We start from the raw sequence: 14027 nt of genomic DNA, 5'->3' as shown, positions 1-14027 counted from the left end.
CTTTTTTTGTGGTAGTATAAAGGAGTGGTAGATAAATGAAATCATAAAGGTACGTAAACGGAGGGGGTACGGTATGGTTAAAATTTTTCTGGCAGAGGATGAAAAGATTGTCCGGGAAGGGATTAAAAACGGGATTGCGTGGGAGAAATACGGATTTGAATTTTCAGGGGAAGCGCCGGATGGAGAACTGGCCTATCCATTGATACTGAAAACAAAGCCGGATATCCTTCTTACAGACATCCGAATGCCCTTCATGGATGGACTGGAGCTTGCTGAGCTTGTAAAAAAGGAGCTTCCGGATCTGCACATTATGTTTTTCAGCGGGTATGATGATTTTGAGTATGCAAAACGGGCCATAAAAATAGGGGCAGCGGATTATCTGTTAAAGCCGGTAAGCAGCAGCCAGCTCTTAGAGGCTTTGGAACGGATGAGCGAAGCCATTATGCAGAAAAAAAGTGAGATGGGGTATAAGCTTGCCTTTTGTGAACAGCAGGAGGAAAGAAAGCGGATGGAAAGGGACAGGCTTTTTGATGCCATTGTATCAGGAAAGCTTAGCCTTTCTGAAATGCTTTTAAAGGGACAGGAGCATAATCTGCATTTAAGTGCTCCCATGTACAATCTCATACTGTTTCAGATCAGGGTGTCGGATAATCTGGAGCAGTATTCGGATATGGGAGTCATCTTTGATGAAAAGCTTAAGAGAGAGTTTGACGGGGCGAAGGATATTGTCTCGTTTAACCGGCTCAGCGAAGGATATGCTTTTTTAGTTATGGGCAATGACCCGGATGAATTGGAACATAAGATTCAGTCCTATACAAAGGGTTTGGTGTCTCTTGTGAGATCCTGTCAGGGTATGGAATACTTTGGAGGCGTTGGGATTCCAGTCTGCAGGCTCAGTGAGATCAGGGCTTCCTTTAAGGCTGCGAGTAAGGCTTATGCAGGCCGTTACATGCTGGAATACAACCAGATTCTAAGGGCTGAAGAGGCACTTAAGGTACACGAAGACTCTGGAAGCATCAGCCTGGAAGGCATGGATCTGACGAAATTAAGCAGGGATATTGTTCCAAATTTCCTGCGCAATGGTTCTGTTTCTGAGGTGAGGTATTTTGTTGAGGAATACCTACAGGCGTGTGGCAGCAATTTTGAATCCCTCATATTCAGACAGTACATATTAATGGACATTTACCTGGCGGTCAATGAGTTCCTTTTACAGCTTGGCATGGATCAGGAGCAGGTGGCGAGGGAGCTTGGAGATGCAAAGACCATGCAGCCTTGTACCGGTTCGGAGGAGTCAGCGGCCCGGTATGCCAGAGATATCTTAAAAAAGGCAATCGCATTTCGGGCGGATTGTTCCCAGAAGAAGTACCGCCAGGTGCTTGATAAGGCCAAAGAGTATATCTTAGGCCATTACCGGGATGAGAATATATCCTTAAATGTAGTCGCTTCTTGTGTGAATATCAGCCCTAATCATTTCAGCACTATATTCAGTCAGGAAATCGGGATTACATTTGTGGAATATTTAACAAAGGTCCGTATGGAGGCGGCCAGGGAGCTTTTGTTAAAGACGGACCTTCGGACCTCTGAAATCGGTTATCAGGTGGGATATAAGGACCCTCATTATTTCAGCTATCTGTTTAAAAAGATACATGGGATCACGCCTAAGGCTTTCCGGTCAGGAGGAGAGTATGAAGCGCAGGCATGATTCCATTAAATCTCAGATCAATCTCATGCAGGTAGTGGTGTTTCTTCCGGTCATTCTCATGATTGGTGCACTTCTTTCTATGATGGCCTGGCAAAATAGCCAGTATCGGCAGAGCATACGGAATTTGACCATGGCAACGGAGTTTAATTTCGACTTTAAATCAAACATTGATTATAAGATGTACCGGATCGTAATCGGTGCAGATACCTTTCAGTCCCTGGACCCTTATGAGGACCTTGATAATTCCAGAAAGATATTTGAGCAGCTTAAGGCGTCCACACCTCAGGAAACCAGTAAAAAGGGGTTGGACGGTCTGCTTCAGCTCATAGGAATCCTGGAAAAGAGAATTGATGATATTAAGGCCAGCAGTATTTTCGGCGATTATGACCAGAACATGGAACGGCTGGAAAAGGACATTTATGTGATAACCGATCTCATAAAAGAGTCCATGTCCAACTATATTTATAATGAGACGAAAACCCTGGAGTCCATGCGGCAGACCTTAGATGACCAGATCAAACAGGCCATTGCCCTCTGTATCGTGATTTCCGCTTATATTGTCATATGCCTTATGGCCTCTTTTTCTGCCTTTGGGAAAAAGATTACAACGCCCATGGAAGAGCTTTGCAATTACACCATGAAGCTGGCCAATGGAAACTTAAATGTCAGTGCGCCTAAAAGTAACATCAGGGAGATACAGATGTTAAGTGACCAATACGACCAGATGGTGGTGCGGATCGGGGAACTCATACAGCATGTCAGGGAGGAACAGGAGCTTAAAAGGAAGACAGAGCTTAAGCTCTTGCAGGCCCAGATCAACCCTCATTTTCTTTATAATACCCTGGATACCATCGTGTGGCTGGCAGAGGGGAAGCGTCATGAGGATGTGGTGGAGATGATTACAGCGCTATCCCTCTTTCTTCGGACGGGGCTTAATAACGGGCGGGATTTTATTACCATACGGGGAGAGGAAGAGCATATTAAAAGCTATCTTCAGATTCAGCATTTCCGTTATGAGGACATTATGGATTATGAGATCGATTTTGAGGAAGAGATTAAGGAGTATTCCATCCTAAAGCTTACCTTACAGCCCATTGTAGAGAATGCCCTTTACCATGGCATTAAGAATTGCAGAAAAAAGGGGTCTCTTAAGATCAGTGGATGGATGAAGGGAAAAGATATCTTTTTAAGGGTGGAGGATAACGGAATCGGAATGAAACAGGAGGAGCTTGATAAGATGCGGAAGCTGGTCCGCAGAAGAGGAGAAGATGTAGACCAGCGGGAAGGCTTTGGGATTGCCAACGTAGCGGAGCGTATCCGGCTTAATTTCGGGGAAGCTTATGAGCTTTCCATTGATAGCCAGTATGGAGTAGGGACGTCAGTGACCCTGCGTATTCCGGCTGTCTTAAAATGTTAGTAAAAAAATCAACTTTTTTCGTAAAAAAATCAACCCCTGGCAGAAATACTTGCAGATGCGTAAGAAACTTAAACTTTTTCGAAAGATTTTGCATTGTGAAACTCTCGTAGGAAAGCTATGATACGGATAGATACAAACGGTAGCAGAAACGATATTTTAATTGGAGGGTAAGATATGAAGAAAAGATTTTTAAGCGTGTTAACAGTAGCAGTGATGACCGCGGCTACGATTCTCACAGGCTGTAGCGGCACACAGACCGCAGCGACCACCGCAGCTCCGGCAGCAACTGAAAGCAAATCGGAAGCAGCCACCACTGAGGCTTCAAAGGCTGAGACCAAAGCAGAGGCAAAGGAAGGCGAAAAGAAAGAAATCGTAGTCGGTTTCTCTCAGGTAGGAGCAGAGTCTGACTGGAGAACTGCCAATACCGAATCCATGAAATCCACATTTACAGAAGCCAATGGATATAAGCTGATTTTTGACGATGCTCAGCAGAAACAGGAGAATCAGTTAAAGGCAGTTCGTAACTTTATTCAGCAGGATGTAGATTATATCGTAATCGCACCGGTTACTGAGACCGGCTGGGATACTGTATTACAGGAAGCAAAGGATGCCGGAATCCCGGTTATCATCGTTGACCGTATGATCAATGTATCTGATGATTCCTTATATACGGCTTGGGTTGGCTCTAACTTCCTTCAGGAAGGCTATGATGCAGTGACATGGCTTGATGATTATTTAAAGGCCAACAACAAGGCTGACAAAGATATCAATATCGTAACCATTCAGGGAACCATCGGTTCTTCTGCACAGATCGGACGTACCAATGGTGTGGAAGAGAAGATGAAAGACCATCCGAAGTGGAAGATGTTAGAGCGTCAGACGGGTGAATTCACACAGGCAAAGGGTCAGGAGGTTATGGAGTCCTTCTTAAAGACCTATAATAATATTGATGTTGTAATCGCTGAAAATGATAACATGGCTTTTGGAGCCATTGATGCCATCAAGGCAGCAGGAAAGACCTGTGGACCGAAGGGTGATATCACCATCATTTCCTTTGATGCTGTTGCAGCAGCCTTTGATTCTATGATCGCAGGCGATATGAACGTTTCTGTAGAGTGTAATCCTCTTCACGGACCAAGAGTTGCTGAGATTATCCAGAAGCTTGAAAAGGGCGAGACGGTAGATAAGATCGCTTATGTAAAAGAGGGTGTATTCCCAGCAGATACCGCAGCAGCAGAAAAACCAAAGAGACAATATTAATCCATAAAGACCGGTGATGCCGGACGAGGGCAAAAGCCGGATAAACAGGTGTAGGGTCATGGAGGACGAAGGGATAACGTCCTCCACTCCACACCTTTTTTTATCCTCAAATTTGCCTCCAAAGGCAGTACAGCAAAGGAAAGGAAGGTTCGATTATGCCAGGTGAACACGTATTGGCCATGCGAAATATAACGAAAACGTTTCCAGGGGTTCAGGCTCTGTCCCATGTGGATTTTACCCTTCGAAGCGGGGAAATCCACGCACTCATGGGAGAGAATGGAGCGGGGAAATCCACTCTCATAAAGGTTCTTACAGGAGTCGAGGAGTTTGAATCCGGGGAGATCACGCTCCTTGGAGAGAAGGGTGAGATCATCAATCATTCTCCCCAGGAGGCACAGGCGCGGGGAATCAGCACCGTATATCAGGAGGTGAATCTCTGCCCCAATCTTTCCGTGGCGGAAAACCTTTTTATCGGAAGAGAGCCAAGGCGTGCTGGCATGATCGACTGGAAGACCATGAACCGGAAGGCAAAAGAGCTCCTAAAAGGGCTTAAGATTGAAATCGATGTGACAAAGGCCATAGAGAATTACTCCATTGCACTCCAGCAGATGATAGCCATTGCAAGAGCCGTGGATATGTCAGCTAAGGTCTTAATCCTTGATGAGCCTACCTCTTCCCTTGATGACAGTGAAGTGGAGAAGCTGTTTAAGCTGATGAAACGCCTGAAATCAGAAGGGGTCGGAATCATTTTTGTGACTCATTTCCTGGAACAGGTCTATGAAGTCTGTGACCGGATTACGGTGCTCAGAAACGGCTGTCTGGTGGGAGAGTATGAAACGGAAAAGCTTCCAAGGGTTCAGCTGGTTGCAAAGATGATGGGTAAGGATTTTGACGATTTAGCCTCCATAAAGAAGGAAAAAGAGGAAGGAAAGGTTCGTGAGGATATTGTTATTGATGCACATGGCATTGGGCATCAGGGTTCTATTAAACCTTATGATCTTAAGATACATAAAGGGGAAGTCGTAGGGCTTACCGGCCTGTTAGGCTCCGGACGTTCTGAGCTTGCCAGAAGCCTTTACGGGGCGGATAAGCCAGACAGCGGAGAGCTTAAGGTAAATGGAACCCATGTGACGGTGAATAAGCCCTTAGATGCCATGATGGCAGGAATGGCATATCTGCCGGAGAATCGAAAGGAAGAAGGAATTGTTGCTGACTTATCCGTAAGGGATAACTTAATTCTGGCCCTTCAGGCAAAACGGGGCATGTTCCATCTCATCGGCAAAAAGGAGCAGGAGGAGCTGGCAGAGGAGTATGTAAAGATACTCCAGATAAAAACAGCCAGTCTGGACACTCCCATTAAAAGCTTAAGCGGCGGAAACCAGCAGAAGGTCATTCTGGGACGATGGCTCCTTACCAATCCTGAGTTTCTTATATTAGATGAGCCTACAAGAGGAATTGACGTAGGTACGAAAACAGAGATACAAAAACTTGTGGTGAAGCTTGCGGAGGAGGGGAAATCCGTCATGTTCATTTCATCAGAAGTAGAGGAAATGCTTCGTACCTGTACCCGAATGGCAGTGCTTCGGGACGGGGAAAAGGTAGGCGAGCTGGAGGAACATGAGCTTGACCAGAACCAGATCATGAAAGCGATTGCAGGAGGTGGGGCAGATGAATAAGTTCATGGGATATTATAAAAAGCTGACGGGAGCCCGGCTGTTTCTTCCTCTGTTTTGCCTGGTTTTAGTGTTATTATCCAATCTCATAAAGACACCTGGATTTTTTGAAGTGACTATTAAAAACGGGGTTCTCTACGGCTATATTATTGACGTTATCAACCGGGCCAGCGATCTGGTCATTCTGGCTGTTGGTATGACTCTGGTCGTCGCAGCTTCTGGCGGTACGGATATTTCTGTAGGAGCGGTCATGTCAGTGGCTGGTGCGGTTTGCTGCTTCATTCTGGCAGGGGGCCAGCAGTCGGTCAATGCGTTCCAGAATCCCTATCTCTTAGGCGTTCTGGCAGCTGTGATCGCCGGTATCTTATGCGGATGCTTTAACGGATTTTTAGTGGCAAAGATGAAGATTCAGCCCATGGTCGCCACGTTGATACTGTTTACGGCGGGCCGGGGAATCGCTCAGCTGATTACCAAAGGCCAGATTACCTACATACGCGTGGAATCCTATAAGATGTTAGGTTCCAGCATACCGGGAATTCCCATTCCTACTCCTGTGTTTGTGGCTCTGATTGTTGTAATTTTAACCTATGTGCTGTTAAAGAAAACAACCCTTGGACTTTATATTCAGACGGTAGGAATTAATCCGAAAGCTTCCAGGCTCATGGGAATTAATTCTCCTATGATCATTTTCTTATCCTATGTATTTTGCGGTCTTTGTGCTGGTATTTCCGGTCTTGTGGCTTCATCAAGAATCTATTCTGCCGATGCCAATAACATCGGACTGAATCTGGAGCTGGATGCCATTTTAGCAGTTGCTCTGGGAGGAAACAGCTTGGGCGGTGGTAAATTCTCTCTCCTTGGAAGTGTCATCGGTGCCTATACCATTCAGGCCTTAAGCACCACCTTATATGCCATGGGAGTGTCTCCCGACCAGATTCCGGTTTATAAGGCAGCTGTAGTGGTGGTGATTGTTGCTCTCCAGTCAACAGAACTTAAGAGAATCGTGAAGCGGCTACAAACAGAACGTGCAGCGGGAAAGAAGGTGGCATAGATGAAAAAAATGGGTAAAATAGACGGCAAAGTGTTCCTTCTGATTATTACAATCGTTCTTTTCCTTGCCATGTATCTGGCCGGTGTCATTATCTTTAACAGTAAGGGCTTTGCAAAGCCTCAGGTATTTTTAAATCTGTTCATATCCAATGCAGGCCTCATTGTCATAGCGGCAGGAATGACCATGGTCATGATTACCGGAGGTATTGATATCTCCGTTGGTTCTGTGGTGGCTCTTACCTGTATGATGCTTGCCTGGATGATGGAGGTCAAGGGTGTGGGAGCGGTTCCGGCTCTCATCATCGTCCTGATCATGGGCCTGGTATTTGGTCTGGTACAGGGATTTTTAATTGCTTATTTAAAGCTACAGCCCTTTATCGTCACCCTGGCAGGAATGTTCTTTGCCAGAGGTATGACAGCCATTATCAGCCAGGAGATGATAAGCGTAAAAAATGAATTGTTCCTCCAATGGGCGAAAAGCAAAATTAACTTAACCTTCCTGGGGGGAACGATAAATAAAAAGGGTGTGGTAAATTATCCTTTCATCTATCCCAGTGTTATCATTGCCCTGATTGTCCTGGTTCTTGTATTCGTGCTCTTAAAGTATACGAAGTTTGGACGGACGGTCTATGCGGTAGGCGGCAGTGAGCAGTCGGCCCTGATGATGGGTCTTAATGTAAGACGCACCAAGCTTTACGTTTATGTAATCAATGGATTTTTGTGTTCCCTTGGGGGCTTTCTGTTCTGCTTAAATACATGTGCCGGATTCGTGGAGCAGGCAAAGGGCTTTGAGATGGAGGCCATTGCATCAGCCGTTATCGGAGGCACTTTGCTCACCGGAGGTGTTGGCAATGTCTTTGGAAGCTTGTTCGGGGTACTCATTAAAGGAACCATTGAGACCTTTATCACCTTCCAGGGAACTCTTTCTTCCTGGTGGACCAAGATTACCATAGCAGCCCTTTTGGCATTCTTTATTATACTTCAGAGCCTTTTTGCTAAGGCAAAGGAAAAACGATAACAGGCCTTTTGAAAGCAGGCAGGAGACTTGATATCTCCTGCCTGCTCGTGGCTTCTATAGAAATTCTCTCTATGGGAGCTCGCTCCGGTATTCACTGGGGCTTATGCCGTAGACGTGTTTAAAGGTCTTGCTGAAATGAAAGGGGTCCAGATAGCCTGTAAGCTGGCTGATATCTGCAATAGACAGCTCCGGATTTCGAAGAAGCTGTTTTGAAATACTTAACCGGTGATTTCTTAAATACTTGGATGGAGTGATACCTGAGTGCTTTAGGAATATCTTACTTAAATAGGGGACGGAAAACCCAAATTCCGTGGCAAGAGAAGTAAAATCAATCTGATTTTGGTAATTTTTGTGGATGTATTCTTTCACAAGCTCTACAAGTTCCTTTGCCCGGTTTGGAGAATGGAGCAGGGTGTCTTGTTGGAAACGGTCCTTGGCTGAAAGCAGCTTAGTCTCCAGAACAGACAGGGTTTTTAAAAGCTCATCGTAATTGACAGGCTTTAAGAGATAATTGCTCACCTCGTACCCAAGGGCCTTCTTGGCATATTCAAAGTCGGAGTAACCGCTGATGATGACGGAAAGGATAAAGGGGTACTTCTCGTGGATCTGTTTCACCAGCTCCAGCCCATCCATCACCGGCATCCGAATGTCGGTGAAAATGACATTCGGGAGACATTCTTCTGCCAGCTTAAGTCCTTCCAAACCATTAGAAGCAATTGCAGCTACTTCAAAGGACGGGTTCAACTCTTCAATTTTCTTTGCGATGTTTTTTGCAATTAAGGATTCATCCTCAATCACCAGTACTGAAAACTTCATGGCATCATTCCTCCTATGACTACAATTGCTCCGTGAGGCACGTTGTTGCTCAGTCTGAAAATGTGTTTCCCCTGGTATAAAATTTTAAATCGGATGTAGATGTTCATGAGCCCCATCCCGTCTATTTCCAAGTTCGGAAGAACTCCGTTTTTTTCAATGTGAGATATTTTTTCCTGAAGATTTTCCAAATCATCCTTTGTAAAGCCAGGCCCGTTGTCCCTGATTTGAATCTCCCAGTATGTGTTGGTTAAAATTCCAAGTATCTTAACATTCCACGGAGGGCTTGATTTGGTGGAATACTTAATGGCATTTTCTACGATTAACTGTAGGCACAGCTTTGGAAGACGTACCTCATGCATTCCTTCCGGAATATCGAATTCAAACTGAAGGCTGTCGTGGTATCTCACCTTCATGCATTCCAGATAATCCTGTGTATGGGACAGCTCATCTTTTAAGGATACAAGCTGTTCGCTGTCAGAAGAGATATATCGAAGAATCCGTGAAATCGTCTGGCACATCATAATAATTTCCTGATTCATATTTTCGTCGGCCATGGCCTGTATGGTGGCAAGGGAATTATATAAAAAATGAGGGTTCATCTGAGCCTGGAGCGCAAGCATCTTAGACTGCATATCACTGCTTTGCAGCTGTAGTTCCCGCTCCATAGAGGCTCTGGCCTTCTTCTGCATCTTTAACAGCGTCTGATATAAGGTATTTACCTCGGTGATTTTAAGCTCCATCTCTTCAAATGCCGGCTCTGTATCAGCGCCTGTCAGCTGGAAGGCTCTCACCTGATTCGATATTTTAGACAGCGGTGTAGCAATCCTTTTGGAAATCAGGAAGGAGATTAAAACGGTTATTACCATGACGAAAAACAATAGAATCAAGTTGGTAGAAATATACTGGTAGATGGGCTGCATCAGCATCCGGTTATCAATGACCAATGCAGTAATAAAGCCGGTATAATCGGAGGTGGTGAACAGGATATACTTGTTTTCTGATTTCAGATAAATAGGGGGTTGATTGGCATCCTCTAAAGCTCCGTTTAACTGCTTTGTTATTAAGTCGAAGTAGAGCTCTTTCTGTTTCCCGCTTCCCGTGGAATAGACCGTTTTCCCGTCAGGGGCGTAAAGGTAGACCTCCTCATCGTAGGGGCTTTGAAAGTCAGTGACAGCGTTGGCTACGCTTTTGAAGGATTTTTTTACTTCTACAATTCCCTGGGGAATATTGAGCGGACTGTAAAATACCCGGCTGAGGGAGATAAAATTGTTGTCTCCAGGATAGGAATAATAGCGGCCCAAGGTCTCATCCTTTTCACAATAGATATACTTCTTGCCTTTTAAGCGAACCACCTCCTCATACCAGTCCTGGCTGGAAACGCTGTCCTTTGAGGACGTGTTGTCTAAGCCTACGCCGAATTTCCCATAGTCCAGAGAATAGAGATAGGTCTGGTCAGCGGGAGAGTTTGGTCCGATCATTGCGATGATTAAATCGTAAAGCATCTTGGTGTTATTGATGCTTTCGTAGATTTCATTGGAGCTTAGGGTACTGTCCTGATAATTGATATAGGTTCCGAATTTTTCTTTTATGAGATTGGAATAAATGATATTTTGAGATGCGGTATCTAAGTCGTGTACCACGGACTCAAAGTTGTCCATGATGATAGCAGCATTGTTCTGTAAAGTAGAGAATGCACTGGTTTTTAGCTTGGTTGTTTCGGTTGAAATGGTATAGAAGGTGAGTAAAAGGATTACAAAAATAAACAAGGCGGTATATGGACGAAAAAGTGTCTGCATAATGCTCTGATTTCTCGGCTTCTTTGTTGTTATTGACACCATAACTCTCTTTTCCTCCCTGGCTTCATCCCTGATGGTTAAAAATATACATGAAAAATGATCGAAATGTTCATTCAAAAATGTCTATATTACACTATATAATACAGATAACAAAGTAAAAGTCAATATAATTTTTCGGGGAGGTATTTTTATGAAGCTTAAAAAAACCGTGGTATTAAGCCTGACGATGGCGGCTGCACTTATTTTTACCGGCTGCGCAAAAACGGAGAGTGGAGGAACCGGAAGTGCTGCATCCGGGGAAAGCGCTTCCCAGGAGGCAAAGGCTTCCTCTGGTAAGGGAAAGGATGGCGTAACTCTTTCCTTTATGGCAAGCCAGGACTGGATTCAGGATGCAGAAATTGAGCTGTCTAAGAAATTTACGGAAGAAACAGGGATTAAGGTGGATTATCAGATCATTCCTTCTGATCAGTACGTTAATCTTCTAATGACGAAATTAAATACTGGGGAATGTACGGACATTTTTGGAGCCCAAAGCGGAAGATTTGATATTAAGGCCCAGATCAATGTGGAGAAGAATGCCGTTGATCTATCCGGGACCGCCTTTAGCAGTCAGGTGGAACCTCTGGTAGCCGATGAACTGTCCATAGACAAAAAGCTGTATGGGCAGCCAATACAGGATGTGTCTTCTGTTTGGGCCATTGGCTATAACAAGAAGATTTTTGAGAAATTAAACTTAGAGATACCAACGGATTATGAAAGCTTTACCAAAGTATGTGACGCCATATCGGCAGCAGGAATTACGCCTATCTATGAGTGTGTATCCGATGGCTGGCATCATACCTTATGGCTTCCGGAAACAGGGATACAGGCAGAGACAAAAGAGCCTGGAATCATAGACAAGTGGAATGAAAATAAGGCAGCCTTTGAGGGAAATGCCACTCTGACAACCATCTTAAGCCAGGTCAATGAAATGGTTTCTAAGGGGTACTGGGGTGAGGACTACATGTCCAATACGTATGCAGATTCTGCAAAGAATATTGCCTCTGGTAAATACGCCATGACAATTGCCAATCAGGGCTTTGGGGCAGAGGTCAACAAGGTGAATCCTGATATTGCAGTAGATGACATCGGCTATTTTGTAATACCACTTGCTGATAACCAGACCTTGAATGTAAATCCAGCAGGACCAGCAAGATTTGTATTCAGCGGCTCCAAGCATCAGGAAGAGGCAATCCAGTATCTGGAATTCCTGGCAAAGGAAGAGAACCTGGCTTACTTAACAGAAAATGTCAGCAAATTCAATAAGCTTCCCTTCCAGAATGCACCCAGCATGTATACAGAATCCGTTCAGGATTTCTACAGCCGCTACACCAACAAGGGAACGGTAATCCAGACTGCGGTCAAGTATGTGAATCCTCAGTGGAGCGAAATCGGAGCCAATTTATCAGCAATGATCGTGGGTGAGATGAAACCGGAAGAGGTCCTTAAATCAATTGATGAAGTGAGAGCCCAGCAGGCAAAGGCCGCCGGGGACCCCGCCTGGAAATGACAACCTGGAATTCTCTTTAAGGTGAGTGAATACGATGAATAAAAATAAAATTTACCCTATGTGGTTTGCTGCACTGGCACTTTTCATCTACACGGTCTTATTTGTTCTTCCCGGCCTGATTGGTATCGGATATTCCTTTACTGACTGGTCCTCCTATTCAAACCAGCTCCATTTTGTTGGACTTGAGAATTTTAAGACCGTATTTTCCGCAGATGAAAATTACTTGAAGATTATAAAGAATACTCTGGTATTCACTCTCGGCACAACTGTAATTAAAAATATATTAGGACTTGCACTGGCAGTGCTGCTTACAAAATCCATCCGGCTTTTAAATTTCCACCGGGGCGTCATGTTCCTGCCATCTGTGCTGTCCACCCTGATCCTTGGAATGGTTTTTACCTCCATACTGAATCCATCCACGGGCTTACTTAATACATTTTTACGGGGAATCGGGCTTGCGGGGCTTTCTAAGCCCTGGCTCACCAGCCCGGTATATGCCTTTCCATCTGTAATGGCAGTGGATATCTGGAGAGGAACCGGTTATATCATGACCATATTAATTGCCGGTATCCTTTCCATCTCTCAGGATTACTATGAGGCATGCAGCATTGATGGGGCCTCCTCCTGGCAGAAATTCCGGTTTATCACACTGCCTCTGCTGCTTCCAACCCTTGCCACCACAACGGTTTTAAATGTAATTTATGGACTTAAGGTCTTTGACATGATCTATGCACTGACAAACGGAGGTCCCGGAAAAGCAACGACAGAGGTTCTTTATACGGCTGTGTTCAAGAAATTCGGAACCGGTCAGTATGCCATTGGTACTGCCCTATCCTCTGTTATGTTCGTATTCATGGTAGCAATCGGATTCTTTATGATCCGCACGATGACGAAAGATGAGGTGGTGGAATAATGAAAGCAAAAAAACAGGCTGCTGCCATTGTCGCCAACGCCGGGGCTTGGCTGATCTCAGCCATTTCACTGATTCCTTTTCTGCTTATTATATTAAACTCCTTAAAGGACAGCCTGGGAGCCTCTGAAATGAATCTTAAGCTGCCAGCGGTTCCCCTTCAGTGGGATAACTTCCTGGTGGTTGTGGAAAAGGGAAAGCTTTTGACCTCATTTTTAAATAGCTGCATCTATTCGGCGGCAAGTGTTTTTCTCTGTACGCTGTTTGCGTCCCTGGCCTCCTATGTATTTTCAAGGAACCGGTCTAAAATAAACCGGATTCTCTATCTTTACATGGTGTTAGGAATTACCATGCCAGTCAATTATGTGGCGCTGACAAAGGTTATGATGTTTCTTCATCTGAATAATACCAGGATGGGAATCATTCTTTTGTATACGGCCATGCAGCTTCCGTTTTCAGTATTTCTGATTCATGGCTTTGTGGCAAAGCTGCCAACAGAGCTTGATGAAGCCGCCGTCATCGATGGCTGCAGTCCGGTCCGGTTGTTTGTCTCGGTTATCCTGCCTCTTTTAAAGCCTGCAATTGCAACGGTGGTGGTACTTACATTTTTAAATACCTGGAATGAATTTGTTTCCCCTTTGTATTTTTTAAGCAGCTCTGCCAAGTGGCCGATGACACTTTCGGTCTACAACTTTTTTGGAATGTATTTTAAAGACTGGAATCTGGTCTGTGCCGATATTTTCCTGACCAGTCTTCCGGTAATACTTGTATATCTTCTAGGACAAAAGTATATTGTATCCGGTATGACGGCCGGAGCGGTGAAAGGATAGGTAAAT

At 44.7% G+C, this 14027-nt stretch carries 11 protein-coding genes; 9 read left to right on the top strand and 2 right to left on the bottom strand.

The features are described 5' to 3' along the window. Positions 1-73 precede the first annotated feature (73 nt). From T546_RS0119710 to T546_RS0119685, 6 genes are all read left to right on the top strand, one after another. Complete coding sequence (locus tag T546_RS0119710) at positions 74-1702, top strand: response regulator transcription factor (protein ID WP_026893112.1); 1629 nt, start codon at positions 74-76, stop codon at positions 1700-1702. Further along, entirely contained in the window at positions 1686-3119 is a 1434-nt protein-coding gene (locus T546_RS0119705; RefSeq protein WP_026893111.1) for a sensor histidine kinase, read from the top strand. Before T546_RS0119710 ends, T546_RS0119705 begins: the two co-directional genes overlap by 17 nt. A gap of 174 nt (positions 3120-3293) precedes the next feature. After that, positions 3294-4379, top strand: coding sequence for an ABC transporter substrate-binding protein (locus T546_RS0119700; RefSeq protein ID WP_026893110.1), 1086 nt, complete (start codon positions 3294-3296; stop codon positions 4377-4379). Between the two features lie 155 nt (positions 4380-4534). Then, positions 4535-6055 (top strand): sugar ABC transporter ATP-binding protein, encoded by a 1521-nt coding sequence (locus T546_RS0119695; RefSeq protein ID WP_026893109.1) that lies wholly within the window; start codon positions 4535-4537, stop codon positions 6053-6055. Continuing rightward, on the top strand, positions 6048-7103 hold the full coding sequence (locus T546_RS0119690) for an ABC transporter permease (RefSeq protein ID WP_026893108.1): 1056 nt from the start codon (positions 6048-6050) through the stop codon (positions 7101-7103). Before T546_RS0119695 ends, T546_RS0119690 begins: the two co-directional genes overlap by 8 nt. Further along, positions 7104-8120, top strand: a complete 1017-nt coding sequence (locus T546_RS0119685) for an ABC transporter permease subunit (RefSeq protein ID WP_026893107.1) — start codon at positions 7104-7106, stop codon at positions 8118-8120. It begins immediately after the preceding gene. 69 nt (positions 8121-8189) lie between these two features. Here the strand turns inward: T546_RS0119685 and T546_RS0119680 are convergent, their stop codons facing one another. Further along, complete coding sequence (locus tag T546_RS0119680) at positions 8190-8936, bottom strand: response regulator transcription factor (protein ID WP_026893106.1); 747 nt, start codon at positions 8934-8936, stop codon at positions 8190-8192. Then, positions 8933-10774, bottom strand: a complete 1842-nt coding sequence (locus tag T546_RS0119675) for a cache domain-containing sensor histidine kinase (RefSeq protein WP_034600050.1) — start codon at positions 10772-10774, stop codon at positions 8933-8935. The genes T546_RS0119680 and T546_RS0119675 overlap by 4 nt, the downstream gene beginning before the upstream one ends. 148 nt (positions 10775-10922) lie before the next feature. On the opposite strand from T546_RS0119675, the gene T546_RS0119670 reads away from it, so the two are divergent. Genes T546_RS0119670 through T546_RS0119660 form a run of 3 tightly spaced genes read left to right on the top strand, consistent with a single transcriptional unit; the run spans position 10923 to position 14021 of the window. Beyond that, a complete protein-coding gene (locus T546_RS0119670) occupies positions 10923-12281 on the top strand; it encodes an ABC transporter substrate-binding protein (protein ID WP_026893104.1) in 1359 nt (452 codons plus the stop codon). A gap of 34 nt (positions 12282-12315) precedes the next feature. Next, positions 12316-13194, top strand: a complete 879-nt coding sequence (locus tag T546_RS0119665) for a carbohydrate ABC transporter permease (RefSeq protein ID WP_026893103.1) — start codon at positions 12316-12318, stop codon at positions 13192-13194. Beyond that, positions 13194-14021, top strand: a complete 828-nt coding sequence (locus T546_RS0119660) for a carbohydrate ABC transporter permease (protein WP_026893102.1) — start codon at positions 13194-13196, stop codon at positions 14019-14021. Before T546_RS0119665 ends, T546_RS0119660 begins: the two co-directional genes overlap by 1 nt. The last annotated feature ends 6 nt before the right edge of the window (positions 14022-14027 follow it).

This window comes from [Clostridium] aerotolerans DSM 5434, assembly GCF_000687555.1.
GTDB lineage: Bacteria > Bacillota > Clostridia > Lachnospirales > Lachnospiraceae > Lacrimispora > Lacrimispora aerotolerans.
Note: the sequence above shows the minus strand (reverse complement) of the source record. Positions and strands in the feature narration are given on the sequence as shown.